The 25,723-nt window shown below is 43.6% G+C and carries 29 protein-coding genes, 1 tRNA gene and 1 pseudogene; 21 read left to right on the forward strand and 10 right to left on the reverse strand.

Annotated elements, in window-relative coordinates:
• Positions 1-67: 67 nt before the first annotated feature.
• Positions 68-1,147, reverse strand: coding sequence for an alpha/beta hydrolase (locus tag V7K61_RS28595; RefSeq protein WP_335058756.1), 1,080 nt, complete (start codon positions 1,145-1,147; stop codon positions 68-70).
• Positions 1,148-1,702: 555 nt separating this feature from the next.
• Between V7K61_RS28595 and dprA the strand changes: the two are divergent.
• Together dprA and V7K61_RS28605 are read left to right on the forward strand one after the other, a co-directional pair.
• Positions 1,703-2,434 (forward strand): annotated as a pseudogene (gene dprA / locus V7K61_RS28600) (DNA-processing protein DprA); the annotation flags it as partial.
• A gap of 57 nt (positions 2,435-2,491) precedes the next feature.
• Positions 2,492-3,595 (forward strand): site-specific integrase, encoded by a 1,104-nt coding sequence (locus V7K61_RS28605; protein ID WP_335058758.1) that lies wholly within the window; start codon positions 2,492-2,494, stop codon positions 3,593-3,595.
• 75 nt (positions 3,596-3,670) lie between these two features.
• On the opposite strand, the gene V7K61_RS28610 is transcribed toward V7K61_RS28605, so the two are convergent.
• Entirely contained in the window at positions 3,671-3,886 is a 216-nt protein-coding gene (locus V7K61_RS28610) for a hypothetical protein (protein ID WP_335058760.1), read from the reverse strand.
• 270 nt (positions 3,887-4,156) lie between these two features.
• On the opposite strand from V7K61_RS28610, the gene V7K61_RS28615 reads away from it, so the two are divergent.
• Positions 4,157-4,804 carry a hypothetical protein gene (locus V7K61_RS28615; RefSeq protein ID WP_335058762.1) on the forward strand — a complete coding sequence of 216 codons (648 nt, stop codon included), beginning with the start codon at positions 4,157-4,159 and terminating at the stop codon, positions 4,802-4,804.
• Between the two features lie 281 nt (positions 4,805-5,085).
• On the opposite strand, the gene V7K61_RS28620 is transcribed toward V7K61_RS28615, so the two are convergent.
• Positions 5,086-5,499 carry a hypothetical protein gene (locus V7K61_RS28620; protein WP_335058764.1) on the reverse strand — a complete coding sequence of 138 codons (414 nt, stop codon included), beginning with the start codon at positions 5,497-5,499 and terminating at the stop codon, positions 5,086-5,088.
• 363 nt (positions 5,500-5,862) lie between these two features.
• Here V7K61_RS28620 and V7K61_RS28625 point away from each other — a divergent pair, with 363 nt between their 5' ends.
• From V7K61_RS28625 to V7K61_RS28675, 11 genes are all read left to right on the forward strand, one after another.
• Entirely contained in the window at positions 5,863-6,036 is a 174-nt protein-coding gene (locus V7K61_RS28625; RefSeq protein WP_335058766.1) for a plasmid mobilization protein, read from the forward strand.
• Positions 6,037-6,040: 4 nt separating this feature from the next.
• Positions 6,041-6,271, forward strand: coding sequence for a hypothetical protein (locus tag V7K61_RS28630; protein WP_335058768.1), 231 nt, complete (start codon positions 6,041-6,043; stop codon positions 6,269-6,271).
• Positions 6,272-6,442: 171 nt separating this feature from the next.
• On the forward strand, positions 6,443-6,589 hold the full coding sequence (locus tag V7K61_RS28635) for a ribbon-helix-helix protein, CopG family (protein WP_335058771.1): 147 nt from the start codon (positions 6,443-6,445) through the stop codon (positions 6,587-6,589).
• A 93-nt stretch (positions 6,590-6,682) separates the two neighbouring features.
• On the forward strand, positions 6,683-8,203 hold the full coding sequence (locus V7K61_RS28640) for a VapE domain-containing protein (RefSeq protein ID WP_335058773.1): 1,521 nt from the start codon (positions 6,683-6,685) through the stop codon (positions 8,201-8,203).
• A 559-nt stretch (positions 8,204-8,762) separates the two neighbouring features.
• On the forward strand, positions 8,763-8,933 hold the full coding sequence (locus V7K61_RS28645; protein ID WP_335058774.1) for a hypothetical protein: 171 nt from the start codon (positions 8,763-8,765) through the stop codon (positions 8,931-8,933).
• Between the two features lie 58 nt (positions 8,934-8,991).
• Complete coding sequence (locus tag V7K61_RS28650) at positions 8,992-9,216, forward strand: hypothetical protein (protein ID WP_335058776.1); 225 nt, start codon at positions 8,992-8,994, stop codon at positions 9,214-9,216.
• Between the two features lie 348 nt (positions 9,217-9,564).
• Positions 9,565-9,831 carry a hypothetical protein gene (locus V7K61_RS28655; RefSeq protein ID WP_335058778.1) on the forward strand — a complete coding sequence of 89 codons (267 nt, stop codon included), beginning with the start codon at positions 9,565-9,567 and terminating at the stop codon, positions 9,829-9,831.
• A complete protein-coding gene (locus V7K61_RS28660) occupies positions 9,818-10,315 on the forward strand; it encodes a hypothetical protein (RefSeq protein ID WP_335058780.1) in 498 nt (165 codons plus the stop codon). Before V7K61_RS28655 ends, V7K61_RS28660 begins: the two co-directional genes overlap by 14 nt.
• Positions 10,316-10,415: 100 nt before the next feature.
• Positions 10,416-10,988 carry a hypothetical protein gene (locus tag V7K61_RS28665; RefSeq protein WP_335058781.1) on the forward strand — a complete coding sequence of 191 codons (573 nt, stop codon included), beginning with the start codon at positions 10,416-10,418 and terminating at the stop codon, positions 10,986-10,988.
• Between the two features lie 43 nt (positions 10,989-11,031).
• Complete coding sequence (locus tag V7K61_RS28670; protein ID WP_335058783.1) at positions 11,032-11,286, forward strand: hypothetical protein; 255 nt, start codon at positions 11,032-11,034, stop codon at positions 11,284-11,286.
• Positions 11,287-11,300: 14 nt separating this feature from the next.
• Positions 11,301-11,828, forward strand: a complete 528-nt coding sequence (locus V7K61_RS28675; protein ID WP_442936378.1) for a DNA-processing protein DprA — start codon at positions 11,301-11,303, stop codon at positions 11,826-11,828.
• Positions 11,829-12,466: 638 nt separating this feature from the next.
• On the opposite strand, the gene V7K61_RS28680 is transcribed toward V7K61_RS28675, so the two are convergent.
• The 5 genes from V7K61_RS28680 to V7K61_RS28700 all read right to left on the reverse strand — a co-directional run bounded on the left by V7K61_RS28680 (position 12,467) and on the right by V7K61_RS28700 (position 17,974).
• Complete coding sequence (locus V7K61_RS28680; RefSeq protein ID WP_335058785.1) at positions 12,467-13,486, reverse strand: DnaJ C-terminal domain-containing protein; 1,020 nt, start codon at positions 13,484-13,486, stop codon at positions 12,467-12,469.
• A gap of 119 nt (positions 13,487-13,605) precedes the next feature.
• Positions 13,606-14,223, reverse strand: coding sequence for an AAA family ATPase (locus V7K61_RS28685; protein ID WP_335058787.1), 618 nt, complete (start codon positions 14,221-14,223; stop codon positions 13,606-13,608).
• A gap of 82 nt (positions 14,224-14,305) precedes the next feature.
• Positions 14,306-15,595, reverse strand: coding sequence for a glucose-1-phosphate adenylyltransferase (locus V7K61_RS28690; protein WP_335058788.1), 1,290 nt, complete (start codon positions 15,593-15,595; stop codon positions 14,306-14,308).
• A gap of 236 nt (positions 15,596-15,831) precedes the next feature.
• Positions 15,832-16,131: a hypothetical protein gene (locus tag V7K61_RS28695; RefSeq protein ID WP_335058823.1), complete on the reverse strand. Its 300-nt coding sequence runs from the start codon at positions 16,129-16,131 to the stop codon at positions 15,832-15,834.
• A gap of 115 nt (positions 16,132-16,246) precedes the next feature.
• On the reverse strand, positions 16,247-17,974 hold the full coding sequence (locus V7K61_RS28700; protein WP_335058790.1) for a S8 family peptidase: 1,728 nt from the start codon (positions 17,972-17,974) through the stop codon (positions 16,247-16,249).
• Between the two features lie 804 nt (positions 17,975-18,778).
• Here V7K61_RS28700 and V7K61_RS28705 point away from each other — a divergent pair.
• Positions 18,779-20,251: a glycoside hydrolase family 13 protein gene (locus tag V7K61_RS28705; protein ID WP_335058792.1), complete on the forward strand. Its 1,473-nt coding sequence runs from the start codon at positions 18,779-18,781 to the stop codon at positions 20,249-20,251.
• 107 nt (positions 20,252-20,358) lie between these two features.
• Here V7K61_RS28705 and V7K61_RS28710 read toward each other — a convergent pair whose 3' ends face one another.
• On the reverse strand, positions 20,359-20,778 hold the full coding sequence (locus V7K61_RS28710) for a fasciclin domain-containing protein (protein WP_292730910.1): 420 nt from the start codon (positions 20,776-20,778) through the stop codon (positions 20,359-20,361).
• A gap of 150 nt (positions 20,779-20,928) precedes the next feature.
• On the opposite strand from V7K61_RS28710, the gene V7K61_RS28715 reads away from it, so the two are divergent.
• From V7K61_RS28715 to V7K61_RS28735, 5 genes are all read left to right on the forward strand, one after another.
• A complete protein-coding gene (locus tag V7K61_RS28715) occupies positions 20,929-21,165 on the forward strand; it encodes a DNA-directed RNA polymerase subunit omega (protein ID WP_094351515.1) in 237 nt (78 codons plus the stop codon).
• A gap of 190 nt (positions 21,166-21,355) precedes the next feature.
• On the forward strand, positions 21,356-21,895 hold the full coding sequence (locus tag V7K61_RS28720; RefSeq protein ID WP_335058825.1) for a hypothetical protein: 540 nt from the start codon (positions 21,356-21,358) through the stop codon (positions 21,893-21,895).
• Between the two features lie 57 nt (positions 21,896-21,952).
• Positions 21,953-22,318, forward strand: coding sequence for a DUF1818 family protein (locus tag V7K61_RS28725; protein ID WP_335058794.1), 366 nt, complete (start codon positions 21,953-21,955; stop codon positions 22,316-22,318).
• Between the two features lie 50 nt (positions 22,319-22,368).
• Positions 22,369-22,442, forward strand: a tRNA-Pro gene (locus tag V7K61_RS28730).
• A 181-nt stretch (positions 22,443-22,623) separates the two neighbouring features.
• Positions 22,624-22,974 carry a histidine triad nucleotide-binding protein gene (locus V7K61_RS28735; RefSeq protein WP_322667436.1) on the forward strand — a complete coding sequence of 117 codons (351 nt, stop codon included), beginning with the start codon at positions 22,624-22,626 and terminating at the stop codon, positions 22,972-22,974.
• Positions 22,975-23,215: 241 nt separating this feature from the next.
• Here V7K61_RS28735 and V7K61_RS28740 read toward each other — a convergent pair whose 3' ends face one another.
• The gene (locus tag V7K61_RS28740) at positions 23,216-23,896 is read right to left on the reverse strand and encodes a RibD family protein (RefSeq protein WP_335058797.1); all 681 of its coding nucleotides are present in this window, start codon (positions 23,894-23,896) and stop codon (positions 23,216-23,218) included.
• 324 nt (positions 23,897-24,220) lie between these two features.
• Here V7K61_RS28740 and V7K61_RS28745 point away from each other — a divergent pair, with 324 nt between their 5' ends.
• On the forward strand, positions 24,221-25,603 hold the full coding sequence (locus tag V7K61_RS28745; protein WP_335058799.1) for a DUF2252 domain-containing protein: 1,383 nt from the start codon (positions 24,221-24,223) through the stop codon (positions 25,601-25,603).
• Positions 25,604-25,723 lie beyond the last annotated feature (120 nt).

The following is a 25,723-nucleotide window of genomic DNA, read 5'->3' on the forward strand; positions in this document are numbered from 1 at the left end:
AATTCCCCGACTTATTTAATAAATCGGGGAGCTATCTAGTGAGCGTTTTATGTTTAATTAGGTTGACCTACTTACCCAGGATTTGTAATAATGCTTGCCGATAAATTTTCAGACCCTCTGTATTCAGATGGTCGCCATCACTGGTTAAATTTTCTTTCAGAACATTATTTTCATATAATGGTGCTAGTCCGGCTGCGGCAACTGGTAGTTTTTCTGTTTCAGCCACTTGATTAATCAGAACATTAATTTGTTCAACTCTAGAATTTGGGGCAGCTACTTTTGGATCTGAGCTTGCTGCCACTGTTGAATAAAAAGCTGGAATCAGAAAAATCTCTTTAGTTGCCATTGTGCGCAGAAGTGCGATCGCCTCTTGGAGATTTTTGCTAAATAACTCATCACTAATTCCATACAAAGCATCATTTCCACCTATGGCAATAATGGCTTTTTCGCATTTAACCTTGGTAGGAATTAAACTTTTCAGTTGTTCTAGTAATGAGATTGTACTCAGACCATTTAACCCAAAATTAAAAGTACCACTCCCAAGGGTATTGCCAAGTCCAGCCGAAATAGAATCGCCAAATAAGCAACCTGAGAACTGTTTATCCTGAGCGGCGAGTGTTTGATATTGTAGGGCAACTTTCCCTAAAGGTGAAGAACTTACGTCATCTTTCGGCGGCGCATCAGCAGAACTAGCAGAGGAATTTGCCATACCGACTAGCTTCTTAATCTTTGACACATCAATAACTAGTTGATTACTGGGATAGGCTTGTAGAAAGCTAGTTATTCCTAGACCTTCTGGTGATTTTGCTCCGATGATCAGGGCAGATCGTAGTGCTTGTATACTAGCTTGATCGCGACGAGCGATCGCTTGGGAAGCAAAAGATAAAATTTGCTTGCCCATTCCTGTGTTTATCAGCTTATCTAAAGCCACAATATCAAGCGACATTTTCACTTGCAGGGCTTCTTGAAATTTCTGTTTCTCTTTATCGCTGAGGTAATCTAGAAAAGATTGCAAATCGCTAGAAGCCTTTTGAGTCTCGCCATAGTTGCGTATATCTGCTACCGGAATTGATTGCTCAAACAATCCGTACCTGACGGTAACTTTTTCGGCTGCCAAACTAGGTAATAAACCAAGTCCACTATGCACCAGTAAAAATATTAAGCACCCAGATAGGCTTATTAGAAGACGATAAAAATATTTCATCACAGAAGATAAGAAGATAGATAGTCAATAGACCTCTTGCAAAAATACTTGAATCACCCCTCCCCAACCCTCCCCTTGTGAAGGGGAGGGGTAAGATTTCAAGTTTCCCCCCTTTATAAGGCTACGGTGTATACACAAGTCTGAAATATCTGATGAATCTGGGTTTTACCCCACCCTAACCCTCCCCTTATAAAGGGGAGGGAACTGGATTTCCGGTTTCCCCCCTTTATAAGGGGAGATTAAGGGGGGTAATTCGAGTTGTGTATACACCGTAGCTTTATAAGGGGGGATTAAGGGGGGTCTATTCGACTTATGCAAGAGGTCTAATAGTTAATAGTCAAGAGTCAAGAGTCAAAAGTCAAGGGGAATTGGGAAAGAGGTCTTTGTCTTGACGGCGATTCATCGCGTCTCTTGCCTTAACCGAACAGTATCGCCCCTACAACAAACAGCCAACCCTAATTTGGGAATACTCAATCCAGTAGGCGTGAGGATAGAACGGTGGTAGAAGAAGGCGCATATTGGCTAGCTTGGGCACAAATTTCAGGAATTGGGCCAGTATTACTGCGACGGCTGCAACAGCATTTTGGCACGCTGGCAACAGCTTGGAACGCTACTAAGGTACAGTTAGGAGAAGTAGAGGGTTTTGGTTTTCAGACACTAGAAAAAGTAGTACAACAGCGATCGCGTTTGCACCCAGAACAACTCTTCACCAAGCACCAGCAGGAAAACTCTCATTTCTGGACGCCAGCAGATGCAGATTATCCCCGTTTACTGCTAGAAACTCCCAGTCCACCGCCAATTTTGTACTATCGCGGTGAAGTCGAACTCCAAGAAAATCTCGGACAAAAACCAATGGTTGGGATTGTCGGAACCCGCCAACCCTCAGAATATGGTATCCGTTGGACTCGCCAAATTAGTACAGCTTTGGCTAAGAATGGCTTTACAGTCGTTTCTGGTATGGCAGAGGGAATTGACACCGAAAGCCACATCGCCGCTATGAAAGCAGGTGGACGCACGATCGCAGTTTTGGGAACTGGTGTAGATGTCATTTATCCACATAAAAATCGGGATTTGTACAAGCAAATTTTGACGGCTGGGTTAGTTGTAAGTGAGTACCCCACAAAAACCCCACCCGATCGGACTCACTTTCCCCGTCGCAACCGCATTATCGCAGGTTTAAGCCGCGCCATTCTGGTAATGGAAGCGCCTTTAAAATCTGGTGCCTTAATAATCCTCTAATGGTTACTACAAAGGCTTTTGGGGCTACTTGGCTATCCGGTGGCTATCATGGCAAAAGCAAAGGCGGGAACAGTCGGCATTGAGAAATACAGGGGCAACTATAGGATCAGATTACCCAGAGCGATCGCTGGCGGCTCCAGTCGCTACTTGTCTACTGGATTATCTATTGATGACCCTGGCAGCTACAAACAGGCCCAGAGACTAGCATGGGATATTGAAGACAAAATAGCCAATGGTCGATTTAACCCCAGTAACTACAAAGCAACTATTAAACCTCAACTAACTACACAGTTAACCCTTAGTGAACTCTGGCAGTTATTCAGTGATCATAAGAAAGCGTCTGTTGCCATATCGACCCATCATAAAATATATGAAGGAACTTGGAAAAGACTAATCGCAGCAGTGCCCCATCAGTCCCCCGATGATGCCGAGGCGGTTAAGGATTGGATAGTGAGAAACAAACCAGCCAGTACCGCTAGGCAGGTAATCATCCATCTGAGTGCAGCTATGGACTGGGCCATGTCTCAGGGACTAGTCGCAACTAATCTATTTTATGGGTTATCTAAAGGTATCAAGGTATCCAAAGGACATCATATTGACCCCTTTACCACCGCAGAGATGTTGGCTATTCTCCAGATGTTCCAAGATAGCCACTATGAATCCTTTGTGCGCTTCCTGTTCCTGACTGGCTGTAGAACTGGAGAGGCGATCGCGCTCCAATGGAAACAAGTAGCCCCCGATTACAGCCATATAACTATTAATGCTACATATTACCTTGAGCTAAGGGCCAGGAAGCCAACTAAAACTAAGAAGTCCCGCCAAGTACCCTGTAATCCTCAGTTGGTTAGGTTGCTTCAGGGATTAACCAGAGGTCAGCCTACCGATCAGGTCTTTACCAGCTTAGAAGGCTGTGTCATAAATAACCATAACTTTCTGCTGTACCACTGGCGACCAAAGATAACCCAGTTGATCGATCAGGGTCTAGTCGATCGCTACCGACCCGCATATAACACTAGGCACACAGCTATCACTAGAATGCTTGAATCCGGGCTAACTGCTGCCGAGGTTGCTAGGGTAGTTGGTAATAGCCCCAGAGTGATTACTGAACATTATGCGGGTATCAGTCGGTCAATAGTTCTACCAGAGTTTTAGGCTAAATATCATACCTAGTCCCAACTAAAAACCCTCTGGATATCCAGGGGGCTATTTGTTTCATCATTGGTTTCTCTAGGGTTTATTGGGTGCGTTCTGTAACCATTCTAGTAGTTTGTTGGTAACTGCGGTTTGCTTGTCGATCGCTGTGTTCAGTTTGGCTATTGAATCAGCCATTTTTATCTGATTAGTATTTAGTTCCTCGATGGTGTCCTTGAGTGACTTTTGGCGCTTGGGTTGTTCTTGATAGTTCCGAAGTAGCCAGTTAGGGGCATAAGAGAAGTTAAACATATTATTAGTTATTCCTTAAGGTTTTCTTAGCGGTCAATCGGGCTTTTCTGAGTACCATTCTGAGTACTGTACTGAAGGATTCCCCCGACTCTTGGGATAGTTCATTTAACCATTTTTGGGTGTCCTCATCGACCCTAACTGATATCCGTTGAAGGTTCATTGTTTTGTCCTTGGGTTATTTACCTTACTTTGTCATCCCCTGACATCTGATGACAGCGCTTGTTGACACTTTATAGATAAGAACCCCGAATATTTTAAGGACTAAGAAAAATGACTCTTCAAACCTATGCGGAACAACTACAACAACAAGCGCGAGAAATGGCAGCAGAAGCGGCTAAGGCACAGAGAGCGGCTAATGATGCTCAGAAGGCCATTGATGATGCCAAGATATTTGCTAGTCAGTCTTCATTAAATGCGCTTCATGTCATCCAAGATGCTATTCGGATTTGGATCAAGCAAGGTACTTTGACCCGCAGACAATCGCAAGTTTACCTAAACCGATATGTGGAACTTTTTGGACTGGAAAAAGCCCAAAATGAATACCTGAGACTTGCTGCTAACTTGTTGAATCATCCCCATTATGGAGTTGAGACAACTACTAGCAGATTTGGTAATGGTGGGCTTATTTGGAAAGGTCAGAACTACAAAAACACCCAGGAACTTTATGAGGCTATTCAAGGTGTTTTAGGTGATGATCCTTTCGATTCTGTTGAATGGGTAAATGAAATATTGGAGCTTGTTTTTGAGGACTCAACTAAACTAGCTGCTGATACTTTCCTACCAGACCGATTTGCCTCAATCGCTAACTTAATCCGCCGGATAGTTCAGGAAGCTAAAAACCCGATCAACATCCCTGATATTTCCCAGTTCACTACTGAGGATGCTGCTTTCCTCTCAGCCTTTCTCGGTATGTTCTAGACCACATTAGGAGCCTCTTGGCTCCTTTGATTATCCTTAATAACCAATAGCCCCACTGGATACCCGGTGGGGTTTATTGTGCGCATATGGGTCACAGCAAGGAAACTGAGGAATCCCCGATTATCTCTGGTTAGCTCCAGTTATCTCTGATTATCTCGGTTTTTGGATACAGTAAGTGCATTGAAAGATTGCCAGCGATCGCCATAACCGATGTTTCATCGCTATCCTTACCCTATAAGGATTACAGGTAATCTTGGGGCTGTCAGTGGGACAGTAAAGGGTTATAGATTAACTATAGCACAGACAGCTTTTAGTAGGTTTAGGGATGCCTTAGAATCAGCCGAGATTATGGGTACATCTGGATCAATATCAAGCTCTGGATCTGCCAAATACCATATAGGGGAATCATCCCTTACATCTCCAAATCCCACCTTTGGATGCCTTTGTACAATCCCTTGGTAACACCAGTGAGTTTCTGCTTTATGCGTTCTGTATTGTCCCTGCCCATCTTGAATACCATAGAAAAACTGAGTTAAACCTGTGGCAGGGTTATAAGTAGGCTGAGGGGATGTCTCAATAGCTAGTCTAGAGCCTCCGTTAGTCTTTCCTGGTAGCCAAATAGTTCTAGCATCAACTGAAATATTAGACAGCAGTAGGGACACCCCTAGCAGCCCTGAGATTATCTTGATTATCATAAATAGCTTTAAGTATTTGCAGTTACTATAATAACACTGTTACTTAGAATAGCCATATTAGCTACTAGTTATCCTATGGGGCTAAATATCCCTTGTTGCAGTCCTAAAAGCTGACTAGGGGGCTGACTTCAGGCTATATCAGGGGCTTTTAGTTGCGGCTAGTCGCCCCCCTAGTGGTAATAAAGGCACTCGGTAAAAGGTCATTTATTCCGACCTAACCATACTATGACACCCCCTAATCAATCCCGTTGACTCTAACAGGGTTAACCCGTGTACCAGTTTATGCATTTATGTGCCAGTTAACTACTGACACTGATAATATTATGGGTTACAATAGGAGTATACTAAGAAACAAAAATAACAATGACTAATCCGAGAACCAACCGCAAAGTTAAGTTACAGGTCTGGTTAACCGAGGAAGAACATGAGTTATTGTCCCAGGCTGCCACTACAACAGGCCAGGGGATGTCTAGCTATGTCCGGTCTACTGTACTAAAGGCTATCAAGGCAGATTTAGGTATGTCATTAGGGGAATAACTAGATGTTTACTATTGTATTAGATGGTATCAAGTTAGATGGGAATGATATTGATTTTGTGACTTGTGTCATAGGTACTGAAGAAACTGAGGATTTCTTAGCCGCCGATGGTTTCTGGGTAACTCTTACATATTCTGGTTTAGATAAAGCAGGTAAAGCTGATATTTTTGTAACAAAAGATGAGCTTGATGGAAATACTTATGAGCTACTTTTAGATATCATTCAACCTGTATAACTACATAGTATATATTCATAGAGTATTTTCTATGATAATCATAGGATAATCCAATGGTTATTTTAAGCCTCCTAACCCGCATCATTCCAACTCGGAGGCTAGAACCCTTATTCTTTGGTTAATAAAAAATAATGACAGTTTCTTAGTAAGGGACACAAAGGAAACACTCAAATGAAAAGACAAGACACCCACCAAACCCTAAGACTCTCTGCCGACATGAAGGCACAGGTTAACCAGTTAGGTCAAGCAAAGCAAATGACCGCAGGAGAGATTATCAGAGAGGCACTGGCGATTTACCTAAAGTCCCAGTCAGCCTAAAACAACAGGGGCAACCAGCGCTAACTAGTTACCCCCAACCCTAAATATTTCAAAGAAAACAAAACCGGGCTAAGTGCCCAAAGGATTAATGTAATGTCTTATTATAACTCAGATACAAGTAATAAGTCAACCTTTGGCGGATTTGATGATGATGACAGCGCACCGAAGGCGGATCAAGTTTTAAAGATACTGCGTGCGGTCAATATATTAGATTTAGCGTGTAAGCCAGGGTCATCTAGATTTGATAACAAAGATTACCATGATCAGGTACAGGCCAAGAGAGTTGCTGTTAAGTTTATCGAGAATGCTAAGGATAAGCCACAGGCTTTCTGGCAGGTATTTGAGGCTGTTTATGGGTGGATCAAATATGATGAATGGTTACAAAAATACCATTTAAATGGTACTGAGGTTTCCTTTAACAAGCTAATGTGTGAGTTAGAGGATGTGTTGGAGATTTCCAGAAAGGGTCAGTCAGAGTTCCTATCAAGTCGCAGAAGGGATTTCCAAGAAAGGAAAGCATTTAACCCAGTCAAAGAATACCTTCAAAAGGTTGCATTGAAGTACCCAGTATTAGATGCGGATGATGAGGCTATCAGCATAGATGCTCTAGAAGCCATCATAGATGAACCCCAATCGGATTATGTACCAGTACACCCCCAGCTAATGCCGGAGTGGGGGCAGTTAGCTAAAATACTGTTTGGTGTAGATGATGCGCTATCCCAAAAGATGCTTGAGTGTTGGCTGAGGGGGGCTGTATCAAGAGCGGTTCACCCTGGACAAAAGATGGATAATGTTCTGATTCTGAAGTCAGCGCAGGGTAAAGCCAAGACAACATTCTTTGAGATTTTAGGCGATGCTTATTTTATCCAGAGTTCAGACCCGACCTCGGTTGAGACTACCCGACTACTTCAGAAAGGCTGGATTTGTGAACTAGGGGAACTAGAGGGGATTACCAGAAAGTCTGATGTAGAACTATTCAAGCATTTTATAACCAAGCGGAAAGATGATCTGCGGGTTATGCATACAGAGGACATACCAGAGCGACCTCGCCATGTGGTCTTTGGAGGTACTTGTAACTCTAATGAGATCCTGAAGGACACCACAGGGAACAGAAGGTTTATGGTAGTCCCAGTCATCCAGAAGATTCCCGCCAAGTGGTTAAAGGAGAACCGCGATCGCATCTGGGCATCCGCGTATCATTCCTATATGTTCTACAAAAACCATGAAAACTCTCATGATTTAGAGTGGTGGTTTACTGATGAAATGGTGGAACAGTCAGAGGAAAGAAACCAAGAGTATATGGAGCGGTCGCAGTATGAAGATAGGTTAGAGATGCTGCTGGCATTCCTAGAGAACCGATGGATTAGGCAGGATGTAGATGGTATTGGGTTTACCCTACCCGACTTAATGGAGTCCGGTCTAGGTATTGCCATTCGAGATCAGAAGACAGGTAGGCAGGATGTCAAAATAGCCAAGTTGTTAGAGGATCGAGGATACCAAAAGAAAAAGTCTAGGGTAAATGGCGCACAGATTACCCAATGGAAAAAACCGGGTACTAGTAATGTACTTCACTTGACCCAGAAGGAGTTAGTGATAGCTAAAGAGCAAGTCTAATATTAGGTGTTCCCAACCCATTAAAAAGATTGAGAACAGATTGAGAACAGCCCCAAAGCCTTACTGTGTAACAGTTCTAGCTTTGGGGTTTTATTATTTGTTCTCAATCCCTAAAAGATTGAGAACAGGGTCAAAGGCTTACCCCATAAAGGTTACAGTGATTTGTTCTCTATGTTCTTAATCTTTCTAGATTATTTTATATTAAACAGTAAACTAATCATACTTTTACTTGTTTTGATTGAGAACATCGAGAACAATGGCTAGAACCTTTATCTAGTAAGCATTACAGCCTGTTCCCAACTGTTCTCAATCTTTTAGACTAACTTAGCTCAAATGCTTATACAGTAAGTATCTTAACTGTTCTCAATCTTTTATAGAACATCGAGAACATCGAGAACACCCAAGGATAACCCAGCGATCGCCAGTAACCGCCTAGCCCCCCCGGTATCCCTAAGACAACCCCACGGGGACTAAACTTTTCCCTAGTAAATATTTCCCATCATTGCCATACTCTCAGGGGTTGACTAAATGTCTACAACAGCCGACAAGGAACCCTAAGATGAATAACAAAGCCCTGGATATTATCAAAGCCTTTAACCCTAAGCAGAAAGCTACCTTCAAACTACTGACCCCGGAACAGAAGCAAAGGCTACTAGTAGTCCTACTGAAGCGATCGCAGGGGACTAGAAAGCCAATCCTGAAGCGACCCCAGGCACAGACTAAAAACTAAGTGCTAAAGTGTTGCCATTAAATATAAGGTCAGCCTACCCAGGCTAACCCAACCCAATATGTCAAGAGTAATCAAAATCATCACCACAGATGGATTAGTAGTAGAAATAGACACCACCGATGTAGATTTTATTGAGGTTCAGGAAGAGGGGCTAACCGATGATGACTACACAGAAGCGCGATATTTCCACATGGTTATGAAGGATGAGGAAGAGTACCTTCTGGATGTAGTGGATAACTTAGACCCGCGAGAGACTTTATTAGACCTATTCCAAACAATGTAGCACCTATCGGAACAACCAAATAAGCATAACAAACTCCCTTAAAATCCAGTAAATACAACAAAGCCCCAGAGCATTCTGGGGTTTTTAACTGGGGAATATTTATCCCATTGTGCGCGTCTGGATAGCCCCAGGATACCCAAGGGTTAACCCTGTTTGCCTCTATTTGGTATCCTTGGCTAACCAATATTACCCCCATGTCTTAGCGATCGCCCCAGATGCTTAGTCAGTATGTGGTTTAATGTCATAGGCTATTAAATCTACTGTATGCCTATCAGTTTACCGAAGTTATAAATAAATATCCAAGTAGGTTGACTAAATATCTGTAGGTAATGCACTTGGGATGCGGATATGAAACAGAAGATTCAGACAAAACAGATGGCGGTTCGGATGAAGGAATCAACTCTTCAGTGGTTGGAAAAGGAAAGCCTGAGAAGTGGTCAGAGTGCATCTGAGCTAGTCCGGGAAGGTATTGAGATGCTACAGAAGTCCAGAGACACCCAGGCAGTTAAAGGGCTAGTCCAAGAGTATTTATCATCCTTAGACCCCTCTGAGTTTCAAGATGGGCTTCAGTGCCTTATAGACATGATTAAGGAGCGCGTTGATGGCGAACAATAAGCCCTGTGTAGTCAAGGGGCTGCCGGAGGATATCAGGGAGGCTGTAGATAATCAGCTTGCCAGAGGTATTCCAGCCCCATCAATATGTCGATGGCTGAGTAATCAGGGTTTCAAGGTGAACCCTCGGCAACTGTATAACTACAAGGATAAATCAGTACCAAAGGCTGTCCCTAGTGCCCCTGAAGCCTCTATTTACTCCCCGGATGCAACTGATAGTCAAATGTTGCGATCGCTGCTAAAGACCACCCTAGATGCTGTTAGTAGCCTGAATGACCAGTTTACCCTTACTGGTGATCTAAGGACTGCCAGGGTACTCCGAGAGATGGCTGAAACCGCCTCTGGGCTTCTAAAGTTCAGACTGACCAATGAACAGCCTGATCCGCATATTGAGGTATCGGTTAATCTAGGTAGTCTTGAGGTGGCTTTAGGGCTACCAGAGGCGGATTTAGGGTCATGGCGGAATGATGGCGGAAAAAGTGGCTGATTCCGCGATGATGGCGGAAAACCCAACCAATAACTAAAAATCCCCAGGAAAGCTGGTAACTATCCGGGGGATTAACAAACAAACTTAAAGGCTTCAATATATGTCCATTATAACATTTCTCGCGCTAAATGGTGCAAGAAAAAATACTGATTATTTCAGCGACATTTTCAGCGATCGCCTAGCCTGTGGTAATGCCTGGGAGTATTCCCTAACAGAGAACCTGAAAACTCAGGGACTTGATAAGGTGTACCAACTAGATCAGTACATTCCACATAGGGCTGTTTATGGTGATTTTAGGACTGACCCAGAGAACTGGCGGAAGCGCGATCAGTCAAGAATGCCTCAAGACCTTTACCCGAAGTTTCAGCGCGACATTAGGATTATCCATAATGGTAAAGGCTGGAACTGTGAGGTCAAGTCTAAATCAGGCATATTTAAAGACCATAACATATTGGTAGGCGGTATTGCAACCCGATGGGAGCGCTATAAGTTCCCGGTTCACTTTGTTATTGCCATCGATCGCGCCACAGGAGAAGCCAGGGTAACTGAAGCGGATAGGCTAACCAGAGAGACAAGCTGGCTGAGGATTAAGGCTGAGGAGTTATCTTATGGTGTGCCCCGGCATTTGTTTAAACCATTAGATAGCTGGCTAGATTTCATCAAAGTTAAGTAAAATATACTACTACAACCCATAGCAAGTGGTAGAGTTTATACTCATGAACCATAACCCTTTCCAAATAAACCTGCTAGGTAATCTCTATGATCTCTCAGAAGTTGAGGATATTAGATGGGATAACCCAGATGGTACAGAAAGTAGTGGTGTAGACTACCCTGAATATGCTCATAGCTACTATGGGGATGCTGAAACCTTCTACATATCCTTGGTGGATGGAACCCAGCTAGAGGTCGCCATCTCGGATCTAGACCATACAACTGAACATTTACTATATGAGTGGATAGATACTCTGTAGGCTACTTTGGTTAGTTGACTCTCTGGCTATCTTCTGGCTACACTGGGGACTATAAACACCCCCAGAAGCCTTATAGAAGCCGAAGGCTTAGGATTATCGCAGGTTTAAGCCGCGCCATTCTGGTAATGGAAGCGCCTTTAAAATCTGGTGCCTTAATTACTGCTACCTACGCAAATGAATTTGGTAGAGATGTCTATGCATTACCTGGAAGACTAGACGATTATCCATCCCAAGGATGCTTAAAGTTATTGAGTCAGGGAGCTTCTTTCATTCTTAAAGAACTAGACGAACTGTTAACAATGCTAGGAGCAATACCACAAATTGATGCAATTGAGGCTTCTACAGCACCAGAACAGTTAATGCCAACTTTATCACCAGAATTGCAAACAGTAATGAATGCGATCGCAAGTGATGCTTTACCCTTTGATTTTATTGTCCAACAAACCGGCATGGCTGCTGGCTCAGTTTCCGGTGCTTTGTTACAGTTGGAACTTATGGGTTTTATTTCGCAACTACCAGGTATGCGGTATCAAAAAAGTTAAGAATTAAAAGATAACAACATTATTTAGCTTTGTTTTTAGCAATTTATATCGGTTCTAAGTTGCATAGAATACAGACCGAACCCCCAGTGCTTCCCTTCTAGCGTTGCTGAGTAAAATTCAAAGCCTCTCTCCTTTTAGGAGAGAGGTTTGGAGAGAGGTCAAAATGTATTGCATCCGAAAGAGAAGCGCTATAATCATCAGATTTATGGCAATATAAAAATACAATTTTTATATAAAAACAAACTACTTAAAATAAGAAATCAGTGGGCTTTTGAATACTAAGTAGAACTATTTTGCCTCGAAATACAATTCCAAGGCTAATATAGCGGTTCTCAGTTGATTGAGGTACAAGAATCCCACCCCCAACCCCCTCCCCGCAAGCGAGGAGGGGGCTATGGTGTACCTCATTTGATTAGGAAACGCTATAGTTCAAGTTCTCTTAACTGGACTAAACAACAATTCATCTCAAGTTCGGTTAAACACTCACCCAAACATGATTCAAGTCCACTTGAGTGAACAGTAGCTCAAAGCCGCAGAACTTAAGTTCTAGACAGGATGTGGTTTAGCATAATACTTTGACTGTTACCAAAATGTGGGTAATGACGAGATTTTAATTATGGGGATTCTCTTTTTGCTTGTTAAAGCCTGAATTGGTTCAAATGACTACGGGGATTATAAGTACGTATAGCCCGGATTTTTTCATAATATTCCCGCTCTTGTTGGCTGAGGTCTTTTGGTGGAACGATCGCTACTTTCACTAACTGATCGCCGCGTCCACCTTTGGGGAGGGGCCAACCTTTGCCACGTAAACGTAGAGATTGACCAGAACGGACTCCTGCTGGTAGTTTGACATTCACTGAACCATCGGGAGTGGGTACATCAATAGACGCTCCCAGAGTCGCTTCATCTGGTGTGATTGGCACTTCGCATACCAAGTTATCGCCTTCCATTTGGAAGAAGGTGTGCGGCTGAAGTTCGACTTTTAAGTATAAATCCCCCCGTTGTTGAGTCATGGGGTTAATTTGACCTTTGCCTCGCACCCGTAGGCGAGTACCAGTTTTAGCCCCAGATGGAATGCTGACATCTATTGTTTCGTTGCCTAAACTGAAGCGCTTTTTCACACCATTAAATGCTTCAGCAAAAGTTAGAGCGATCGCAGCTTCACTATCCTGGGTACTACCCGCACCTCCATCTTGAAACCCAAAATCGTTAAAGCTGCTGCTAAAATGGGTTGAAGTACCCGGAGAAGTGCGGTAAGAGTGACTTCGTGCCTGACTTTGGCGCCCCGCACCCGCACCACGAGGGGGAGGCCCACCAAAGCGTCCTAGCAACTCATTAATGAACTCATCAAAATTGCCGTATTGACTGAAGTCAAAGTTACCCATATCGGGAGCCGCGCCGCCAGATGGGAAACCTTCACCAGCTTGTTTCCAATATTGACCGAATTGGTCGTACTTTTTGCGTTTATCTGGGTCTGACACAACTTCGTAGGCTTCGCTAACTTCTTTGAAGCGTGCCTCTGCCTGTTTGTTGTTTGGGTTGACATCAGGATGGTATTTACGGGCTAGTTTACGAAAGGCTTGTTTAATTTCCTCCGAACTGGCAGTCTTGCTGACTCCCAAAATAGCGTAATAGTCTTTGAAGTCGGTTGCAGCCATCTACCAGCCTCCTATAGAAATTCCCGTTATGTTTTTTTGAAGAAGAGAGATGTTTAATTTGCCTGGTATAGTGCCAAACAAAAAGAATATGATTTCAAATTAACAAAAAATATAGAAAATCAAGTGTGGTTCTCGCTCACCAAGGAATCGCAATTCCCGTACTCCGATTTTTCTGATAAGCGGCTGAGGCTGTTTAGCCCTTCTTCTCGGCTTGGGGGAGCATCCCGGAGTTGACGGTGCATCCGCAAAATAATTTCTTCTGGAACTTGGCGCGATCGCCTTTTATTCCGTGCCAAACACAGCCAAACTGGTGTATCCACCCAAATTCCCCTAATGTCAGTAAAGCCCAAGTTACGGGCTAAAGCAATGACTTCACGACGATGGCGGCGCTGGGCATTGGTGGCATCAAAAATAGCTGTATTAGTTGTGGAAATAGCTTGCTGAAATTGCCGCTCAATTTCGCGCCAAATCAGTAGCCACGACCCTTGAACAGCTTGGGAACCAAATAATTCCCCCCGAATGGCATCGGTAGAAATTAACGCCATTTCAGGGGATTGTGTCAGTAATTGTTTTGCCAAAGTTGACTTCCCACTACCTGGAAGACCAATCAGTAAAATGAGTGCTGTTAGCGGTAGCGGGGCGTTCAGCCCGTGCTGAGTGCTGTTAGCGGTAGCGGGGCGTTCAGCCCGTGCTGAGTAAGAAGTTAGGAGTGAAGAGTGATTAGAAGTTTTATTCATAACTCATAACTCCTAACTCCTAACTCATAACTCATAACTCAGCACTCACAACTCAGCACTCACAACTCAGCACTCAGCACTATTAAATGATGGTTCCATCAGGAATTACAGCATTTTTCATCACGACAACGATGCCGCTACGGATGTAAAAACCTTGACTTTCTCGGTCAGCTTCTTGCACGTTATCTTTATTGATGATTTTGACATCGTGCCCGATACTGGCGTTTTTATCAATGATGGCACCGCGAATAATCGAGTCAGTACCAATACCTACAGGAATGTCACCTTTTTCTACATTACATTGACGTTCTACAAAAGCTTGATAAAAATCTGCACCCATAAGTAGGGAATCTTCGATGACACAACCAGATTCAATTCGCGATCGCACTCCCAATACTGAATGTTGAATGCGGCAATTTTTCAAAATACAACCTTCGCCGATCATTGATTCTGTTACATGGCAATCTAAAAGTTTACTTGGAGGTAAGTAGCGAGCGCGGGTATAAATTGGCGCTTTTTCATCGTAGAAACTAAAGGGTGGCTGAGGCTGCTGAGTTAGGGCTAAATTGGCATGATAAAATGCTTCGATTGTTCCAATATCTTCCCAGTAGTCATCAAAAAGATAAGCTTGAACGTTGTAATCTTTAGAGGCATCAGGAATAATTTCTTTGCCGAAATCAGTCCTTTCTGTACCTTCTCTCAACAACTTAAACAAAACCTCTTTTTTAAAGACATAAATCCCCATTGAGGCGATGTAAGGCTGCTCTTGGGCTTGTTCTTTTGTTAATCCTAGTACGCTTGTATCAACACGCATTTTGGTTAACGCTTCACCTTTGGGTTTTTCGCTAAAATCGATTATTCTGCCAGAATCATCAATTTTCATCAAACCAAAATCTGAGGCGCGGCGCTCATCAATGGGGATGACTGAGAGAGTAATATCAGCCCCCGTTTCTCTATGGCGTTGGATAAACTGGCGATAATCCATGCGGTAGAGATGATCGCCTGAGAGAATTAGATATTCGTCTGCATTCCATTCTTCCATTAACCACAAGTACTGACGTACAGCATCGGCTGTACCTTGGAACCAGTTAGGGTTTTCTGGTGTTTGTTGTGCGGCTAGCACTTCTACAAACCCTTCATTGAAGCCAGTAAAGTTATAGGTACGGGCGATGTGACGATTCAGTGAAGCTGAGTTGAATTGTGTCAGGACGTAGATTTTGAATATTTCGGAATTTATGCAGTTACTAACAGGGATATCGATTAAGCGGTATTTCCCCGCTACTGGTACTGCTGGTTTAGCGCGTAGTTTGGTTAGTGGGTAAAGTCGAGTACCCGCACCACCACCAAGAATGATTGATAATACTTTTTTCACAAAATTTCTCCCGACTGCCTTTCAACTCTCATCTTCAGTTTAGGACTGTCTGCCACCACAGGTAAGGGGGATCGTCTGATTCTTTGGGATGAATTTTAGAGAATGCTGGTAGTGTATATATGGTGCGGCTGATAAGTAGAAAGATAGAACATTTGTATTAATTGGGATGAAGAATGGGGTGCGATCGCTATACCAAAAAAATTAACAGAGAATTGTTTTTGGAACATCACATCAGATCAAACACTGAAGCTACCTAAACTTTTCCTCTGATTTACCAAACGCAATTGCTGCGATCGCTTCAAATATTTCACCCAAGGTTCCTCTGATAACTGTGAAATGGCATTTGGTGAAAGTGTTGCTGTGAAAATATCTTTACCACTGCTAACACCACTAACGCCTAAACTTTCTAAAACAGCAGTTGCAGCCGAGTCCAAAACTGATTCGGTATGTATAAAAACCGTCAAACTGGGTTCCTCTAAGTTTTGAACATCATTTAGCGCTGTAGCAAGGGCAGCATCTAGCTTTTGATAATTCATCAGCAATTCCTTGGTAAAGAGGGTAGACAATTTCTGCCTACCCTAACTTATCAAAGTTATAGGTTTTTATCGCCTACCCTTAGTACAGAAATAATATCCACCTTTCTCAGTCTAATTACAGATTAGCTGCGTTAATCACTCCATAACCCCATTTGTCATCAAATGTGCCTGCGGGTTTTCCAGGAATTGCACTATTTTTACGTAGCAAGTCTTTCACAGCAGCCGGATCGAGTTGAGGATCTCGCTGCAACAGTAGTGCTACTAACCCACTTACAAACGGTGTCGCCATACTCGTACCAGCCTGAACCACAAACTTGGAATTAATCATCGATGAACGGTCAAAATTAGCATCGGCGGAAAGTGTGGAAATAATCATCGCTCCTGGTGCTGCTACATCGGGCTTCTTCCCATCAGTGCGTAGAGGCCCTTCACTACTGAATTCCGAAATAGTATCCAATTCTAAGCCCATTTCTCGCACTTGGCCATCAATATCTGTGTACCTAGTTTTAGTAGTATAGGCAGCAACTGTAATTGCACTGCTGGCGGCTCCCGGCGAACCAATTTTTAACGCATCCTTGACACTTTTACCTGTGAAAAACACTGATGAACTATCATCTAATGTCCACACATTTAAACACGTGTCAGTTGAAGAAGTGTTGCGGACTCGCAGTTGCCAAACACCTCCCATGACTTGCGAGGGGCCAATACCGCGTATTTGCACAAAGAAATTATGGTCGCCGTTAGCTTGGTCTGGCGCTGGTGTGGCTAATTGTACCCGTGCATCTGGTAATTGGTAATCTTGGGCGGCATTACCGTTAGTAATGATTTTTTGAAAGGGGGTGATAAAACCGTTAGGACTCCGCACAGATACTTCCAATTCGCTGTCTTTGGCATACCAAGCATTTAACCAAACTATGCCTACTTGATTCAAAGGGACATTAAAGCGCATACCACGAGTGCGTCCACTGGGTATGGTCGCTTGTCCATGAATGTTATCGTTTCCTTCGTTACCCGCTGCACAGCAAACAATTCTTCCAGGGCCAGTTTCGGCATCGATAACTTTGGATAGGGAATCGCTACCATCATGGGCATCAGCGTGTCCGCCCAAGCTGAGATTTACCACTGCTGGGCGTCCCAACTCCCTAGCAACTCGGAAAATATAACGCACACCATCTGCAATGTGGGCATCCTGTAAATCTGACCTGACGACAACTAATTCCGCTTCTGGTGCGACACCGCCATAGCTCGCATCGGCACCAGCGGCAATGCCAGCGACGTGAGTACCATGACCGCCAGTATCCTGAGAAACTGTCAGTTGCGCTCCGCTAAATTCCGCCCCATAGCCGCCCTCTGTGACTCCTGGCCCTGGCAATGTTTGATCCCAAATGTGTAAAATGCGTCCAGCAAAGGCGGGGTGTTTCGGATCGATGCCACTGTCTATAATGCCAATGATTACTCCTTTACCAGTCAGTCCGGTTTTATTCTTAAATTCCGGTAGTTTGACTGCTCCCATTGCAGTGTCCATCCTCAAATGAAGTTTGCGTGATGGCTTAATTCGCTGAATCACATCTTCTTCAGATAAGACATCTAAACTCTCTATCGGTAAGAAAGCTGTCCGCACACTCCCAGAGTTTTGATTGACTTCAATATTATATTGTGATAGATAACTTAAGTCTGCATCATGGTCGCAGTAAATAAAAACGACGCTTTTAGTGGGCTTGACGGGGCTTTTGTGGGCAATGATGCCAAGCGATCGCTTATGTGTAAGTAAAGCTTGATCTCCTTCATTTTGATAGTCTTGATATGCCAAAAGTAGTCCAGGAGAAAGTTTTTCGTGTCTCATTTTTACCTTAAATTAAATTGAGTTGCCGCGAACAAAGTAGTGGTTCTAGTAGGATAAGTCGCTCTAAGATTAACGCAGACTATGTAGTTTTTTCGCTTCGATTATTTGATGCGACTATAGTTATCTATTTATTTTATAGATAACATCAAATAAGGTTAGGGGGTGAGAGTTATTCCTAAAACAATTGCTAATTCATAACTCATATTCTGGAATTACGTATCCCTCATAGTGATTTTCTGTAGTTACTGAGACATCTTTGATTGCTTACATCTAAGAATTACCCAAGTCTGAGGTAATATCATGTCCGCATAATTAGTTATGATTTCCACACTCATTGCACCCCACCCCCAGCCCCTCCCCGCTTGCGGGGAGGGGAGACAAAGCACAGCTTTGGCGGGGTGGGGTTCTTGGGGTTTAGTAATTAATCAAGCGGACATGATATAACAGGTAATTTTTATGAAGCTATTAAACTAATCCATTGTCTGCCGAAATAATTACGGACAAAGTGAGGAAAATAAAATTAAGAATAATTAAGTAATAAATAAATTTCTTAAAGAAGAATTTAAGATTCAGAATTCAGGGGTGAGAATGCAATCAGTGACGAGTTTATCTAGTTGACCTGTTAAAAACTAAAATAAATTGTAGTCAAAATAGTTAAAACTGATAATATTTGCGTATAAAACAGCATGAAAAAGGCTAAATCACTAATGAATACTGAGAAATGACAGATTCTCTATCATAAGTAAGAGCCATAAAGAAGCTAATATTTGCAACGATCGCTTCTAAACATACAAAAAGTTATTCATGCAAATTCAAACACCAGACTGGGTGAAACACGCTGTTTTCTACCAAATTTTCCCAGATCGTTTTGCCAGAAGCAAACAGCCGCGCAAACGGTTATTGCAAGAAGCTCGTTGGGAAGATTGGGACTCTATGCCAACCCTCCAGGGCTATAAAGGCGGCGATTTATGGGGCATTATGGAGGATTTAGACTACATCCAGAATTTGGGGATTAACGCGATTTACTTCACACCCATTTTTCAATCCGCCAGTAATCATCGCTATCATACCCACGATTATTATCAAGTTGACCCGATGTTAGGGGGCAACGAAGCTTTTAAGGAATTGCTCGATGCAGCCCATCAACGGAATATCAAAGTCGTTCTGGATGGGGTGTTTAACCATTCCAGCCGGGGCTTTTTCTTTTTCCACGACGTTTTAGAAAATGGCCCCCATTCGCCTTGGGTAAATTGGTTCAAAATTGAAGGCTGGCCCCTTTCACCATACAATGGGGAATTTCCTGCCAACTACGTGGGTTGGGCGGGAAATCGCGCCTTGCCAGAATTTAACCACGACAATCCAGAAGTACGAGAATACATTATGGAAATTGCCGAATATTGGATTAAATTCGGTATCGACGGTTGGCGATTGGATGTACCATTTGAAATAAAAACTCCTGGTTTTTGGCAGGAATTTCGCGATCGCGTTAAGGCAGTCAATCCTGAAGCTTATATTGTGGGCGAAGTGTGGGGAGATTCCCGCCAGTGGTTGGATGGGACGCAATTTGACGGTGTGATGAATTATCTATTTGCTGGGCCAACAATTGCCTTTGCGGCAGGCGATCGCGTAGTCTTAGAACAAGTCCAAAGCCGCGACTATCAACCCTACCCACCCTTATTTGCTGCCGAGTACGCCACCAAAATCCAAGAAGTACTGCAACTTTACCCTTGGGAAATTCAGCTAACTCAACTCAATTTGCTTGCAAGTCACGATACAGCCCGATTGATGACCATTGCAGGCGGCGATATAGCCAGTATAGAATTGTCAACTCTACTGTTGCTCACCTTTCCCGGTGCTGCCAGCATATACTATGGTGACGAAGTTGGCTTACCTGGAGGAATAGACCCAGACTCACGTCGTGGTTTTCCTCTAGAGACTAAGTGGAATCAAGAAATTTTCAATACTCACCGCCAGTTAATTGCCCTCCGCCATACTTACCCAGCATTGCGTACAGGTGATTACCAAGTTCTCCATGCTCAAGGGCAACTTTATATCTTTGCGCGAACTTTGGGGACAGAGGAATTGATAATTGTCGTCAATGCTGGTACAAGTTCGGCAACAGCCAATGCAGATGTTGCCACTTTGCGGACTCAACCCAACAAGCTTTTATATGGCACTGCTGAAGTTGAGTGGAATGGCGAAGGAGAAACTCAGCAGTTGTCATTGACTGTTCCCGCACGGAGTGGGTGCATTCTGGGAGTGGGGAGTAGGGAATGAGGGGAGCAGGGGAGCAGGGGAGCAGGGGAGAAGTTGTAGTAGGTCTTTCCCCTCTGCCCCTCCGCACCTCCGCACCTCTGCCCCTCTGCCCCTCTGCCCCTCTACCCTTACTTCCCCGCCACCATTGCAGGCATCAATACCGCATCAATGATATGGATCACGCCATTGTCTGCCAGAATATCTGTTTTGATGACATTGGCGTTATTCACTTTAAATTTACCGTCGGCAGATTCAATGGCGACAATTGAACCTTCAAGCGTCTCTGCCTCATTAATCTGTACCAAATCATCAGACCTAACATCCCCACTAGCGATATGATATGCCACAATTTTCTGGAGCTTGGGGATATCTTGTAGTAGCGAGTCTAAAGTTCCCTCTGGCAGATTAGCAAAAGCTTCGTCAGTTGGTGCAAAGAGCGTGAAAGAACCAGGGCTTTTCAAAGTTTCTATGAAATTTACAGCTTTAGCAGCCTTTATTAGGGTATTGAAATTACCGGCTGCGATCGCAGTTTCCACAAGGTCAGCCATGAGGGTGCGTTATTTAATACTACAAGTTACTTATAAGTGACTAAAATACTCTTAGCCTCTATCAACAGAGAGGTTGCCGGCGATTAAACAGACAGCAGTAGACTGATTTAGTGCTGTTACACTGGAGAATGACCCCAAGAACCACTGATTATGCTAAAGCGCTCTAAGTTCGAGACAACTCAATCTCAGATTATGCACCGGGCTGAGGATCTGATTAGTGCAGCCTCAAATCGATACCGCATTACGGTTCAGGTGGCAAATCGTGCTAAACGTCGGCGTTACGAAGACTTTGAAAGTAACGAAGATGCGATGATGAAGCCAGTGCTAAGGGCAATTATCGAAATGTCTGATGAATTGACTCAACCAGAAATTATCGGCGAACTATAAGATTGAGTGCTGAGTGATGAGTGCTTAATTCTGAATCAGGCAAATTCATCTTTTCACTCAGCAACGCCCAAAATATTGTTCTATGAAAAAGACAAAATTTCTGTTTAAATCAATTTTCTCAAAACTCACAACTCAGTACAAGCGAAACGTACCGCTACCGCTAACACCACTACTGCTTACCTTAATGGTAATGAGTGTAATTGTTTTAGGTTCAGGGGCGGATAAATCAATACATAGAAATTTATTTAGTATCCAACCTGCTTCTGCCCAGAGAGTCACGCCTAGCGATGTTTGGCAGCTAGTGTATCAGCAATTGCCAGATTTTCCACGGGAAAATAAGTATATCAGCAAAGAAAATGGGAAAGTTGCCGAAAGCAACACCTTAGCAAATCGCCTAATTAGATATCACATTTATACCAAAGGGCGTGCCCCGATTTATCGCTTAGATTGGAAGCTGACTTTAGCTGATTACCTGGGTGTGAACGAAATTATGTATGATACTACCTATCCAGGAAATGATGCACTACAGAAAAATCCGATAGAAGGCGATCGCAAAGCCATCAAGAGCCTCACCCGCAGCCAGCGAGATGCCCTAGTACAAGTCTTAGTCAATATATTTAATCCTACTTCCCAAAACACCGTACCCCCTAACCCCAACACCACACCCAGTCCCACTACATCAACTACCCCACAGCCACCGCAACGAGGAGGTGCCGAACTACTTAAGTAATAGAAGAGTTATTAAGTTGTAAATTAATCACTCCTAACTCCTCACTCCTCACTTTTTATGGAACGCGTTGTCAAAACCGGATCGGGTTGGCGTATTGGCTGGAACCCCGATACACCTGAGTTTAAAGGTTTAGTTGGTACAGATGATTGGGCAATTGAGTTAACCGAAGCCGAGTTAAATGATTTTTGTCGTCTACTAGCACAGCTAGCAGACACCATGAAGCAACTCGCAACTGAATTGATGGAAGAGGAAAAAATTACTTGTGAAGCCGAAAGCGATTTATTATGGATGGAAGTGGAAGGCTACCCTCATGATTACAGTCTGCGTTTCATCTTGAATACAGGGCGATGTGTAGAAGGTCAATGGAATGCTTCTGCTGTTCCAGATTTACTGCAAGCTAGTGGGATGCTTAAGGTTTTTTAAAATTGCCTCTTGATTATCCTACAGTTTTGCTATATGATAAGAATTCTGACCGGGGCGTAGCGCAGCTTGGTAGCGCGCCACTTTGGGGTAGTGGAGGTCGTGGGTTCGAATCCCGCCGCTCCGATTGATGATAAGCCATACCTGCTAGTCTTTTTAAAAGATTGGCAGGTTTTTTCATAGCTTTTTCCTGAAAAAACCGAACCGAACAGTAAATCTGGGTGTATCCGCACAATCAAATTTTCTCAATGATAAGTAATTAGGCGGACTTAATATAAAATCTCTAGCAGATTAGTAGGTAAATTGGCATGAGTGAAAGTACAGAAACGATTTTCAGCAAAATCATTCGTCGGGAAATTCCCGCTGATATTGTTTATGAAGATAATTTAGCCCTGGCATTCAAAGACATCCATCCCCAAGCCCCCGTTCACATCCTCGTCATTCCCAAAAAACCCATTGCGACACTAGCTGAGGCTGAATCTGAGGATCATGCTGTGTTGGGGCATCTTTTGTTAACTGCTAAACGTGTTGCAGAAGAAGCTGGACTAAAAAATGGTTATCGAGTTGTCATCAATGCTGGTGATGACGGCGGTCAAACAGTCCATCACTTACACTTGCATATTTTGGGAGGGCGGCAGTTGGATTGGCCCCCTGGTTGATCGGAGGCAGGGGGCAGAGGGGCAGAGGGGCAGAGGGGCAGAGGGGCAGAGGGGCAGAGGGGCAGAGGGGCAGAGGGGCAGAGGGGCAGAGGGGCAGAGGGGCAGAGGGGAAAAGCTTACTGCAACTTCTCCTCTGCTCCCCTGCTCCCCTGCTCCCCTGCTCCCCTGCTCCCCTGCTCCCCTGCTCCCCTGCTTTCTAGTATCAACGAGATCATAAGTGCTTAATTCAGGCAGCGCGTTTTCACTTAACCGTGCGGTAATGTAAAAACAAATCACTTCCAACCTGACGAGTTTCTATGAGTTGGAGATGAGGAGCAACATCGGGAAGAAAACCCTCTCCCTCCACTGGGCTAGGAGCGTGCTTTCCTCCAAAAATGATCGGCCAAATGGTCAACCACCAATCGTCAATTCGCCCTGCCTGCACTAGAGCAGCTGTTAAAGAGCCACCTCCCAAAGCAACGATTTTGCGAATACCCCGCTCTGCCATCAAGGTGTAGGCCCGATCCCAGTCCAGGTCTGTATCTCCCAAATCAATTAATTCGGCCTGTTTTTGCAAAGTTGTTGTATCAGAACTGCGCTCTAAAGCAGTTTGTGTGGTAAATATCCATCGCTCAATGTCCTGACTCAAAAAAGGCAAGTCCGGCGATAAGTTAAGGGAACCTGAAACAACGCAAGTAATCGGCTGAGGAGACTGACCCCGAACCTCACGTGCTGCTAACAGTTCGCGATCGCTAATTTCAAAGGTTCCCCCCTCAGCCCGAATTGTCCCTGCTCCTACCAGGATTAGATCGGCAAGGGAGACTTGATACTCCACGTGTGCGCGATCCACTACATTCGGTTCACGGGGCGCTTTCGGATCTACGGCACTAATTTTTCCATCGGCCGTCATCGCAAGAACCAAAGTTGTTTGGATAGCTGACATGATTATGTTGTAACGATTCTTTATAATTTTAGCTTTTTGAAGCCCCTCAATACTTTAAAGTGAATAGTTGTTGCATTGTGCTTTAAATCACTTTGTTAAATATGGCTCAAGGTGGTAAAAAACTGTTGTTGAATGATTTTCTCTACACAAGAGTTTTTTACGCCTAAGAAAGTATCATATCATGTCCGTATAATTAGTTATGATTTCCACAGTCATTGCACCCCACCCCCAGCCCCTCCCCGCCTGCGGGGAGGGGAGACAAAGCATAGCTTTGGCGGGGTGGGGTTCTTCAGGTTTAATAAGTAATCTAGCGGACATGATATCATGCCTAAACGCATATCTGCAATCGTCGTATTTATCTTAATTTTAATTTTGGGATTTGTATCTCCAGTTCAAGCTGCAACTCCCCGTTCAACTTGGGTGGTGAATGAAATTTACCAATATAATCATCCCTTTGCTTCTCAATTGCCTCAAGAACTGGCAACGAAAATGCAAAAGATGACAGCTAAAGATAGCTTTTTCAGCTTTTATCGGGGGACGGCTCACATTTTTTATCGTGATATGCAGACCTTACCAAGTTCACGATTTGTAAACTCTTCAACCTCAGCCGTCTGGTTAGAAGGAGATATGCATCTGCAAAATCTTGGAGCGATAAGAGATAGCAAAGACAACAACGTTTTTGACACCACCGACTTTGATGAAGGCTATTTTGGCCCTTACGTTTGGGACTTGCGACGGATGGCAGTCTCCATTCTGTTGGTAGCTAAAAAGAATGGTCTTAACTCAACTGATGCTGAGGATGTTGTGCGAAATTTCTTGGATGCTTACCTCAATAAGATGAATGACTTTAAGGGAAGCAATGATGAACTGTCATACCGTTTAGAATCCAGCAATACGAACGGTGTGGTCAAAGATTTAATTCAAAAGGCATCACAGAATAGCCGTTCTAAGTTTTTAAAAAAGTATACAGTGCTAAATAACAGTAACAATCGCCTCTTCAAGACAGCCTCAATACTCCAGTCTGTATCCAGCAGCACCTATTCTGACATTGCTGGGGCTATGAGCAGCTATATCGCCTCAATTCCTCGCAGTAAGCGCTACAACGACAGTTACTATACTCTCAAAGACATTCGGCTTAAATTAGGTTCAGGTGTTGGTAGTCTTGGGAAGTACCGATATTACTTGCTGATTGAGGGGCCAAGTTCAGCAACCGACGACGATCGCATTTTAGAGATGAAGCAGGAAGGCAGTAGCGCAGTTGCAATCGCAGTTCCAGGTCTGCTGCCGAGTTCAGTCTACGGAAACCAAGAAGGGGCAAGGGTGACAATCACTACAAAAGCGATGTTATCCAATCTCGATCCCTTGGTTGGCTATACTACTGTCAGTAGCATCCCCTTTATGGTGCGTGAAAAATCACCCTATCAAGTGGATTTTGACTATAAGTTGTTAACCACCAAGTCAAAATTCATGGATGCGATGGGGTACGCCGGGAAGGTGGTTGCCAAAAACCATGCAATCTCCGATCGAGACTATGATGCTGCGATTATTCCTGTCAGTGTTGATAAAGAAGTGACTGATATTGTGAGTGGTAATAAAGCTGTATTCAAAGACGAAATTTTTAACTTTGCAGTGGACTATGCAACTCAAGTCGAATATGATTACACAAGTTTTGTAGATGCTTATAAACAAGGGGTGAAACTCTACTAAAACATTGATTCAGTATTCAGAGATTGTATCAAATAATTGCTCTAAGAGGGTGTTTGAAAAGTCTAAATTATTACTAGCCTTGGCGACTAGAAGTCACGGCTACACAGACAAAACCCACAC

Source organism: Nostoc sp., assembly GCF_036918015.1.
In the GTDB taxonomy this organism is placed as follows: domain Bacteria; phylum Cyanobacteriota; class Cyanobacteriia; order Cyanobacteriales; family Nostocaceae; genus Nostoc.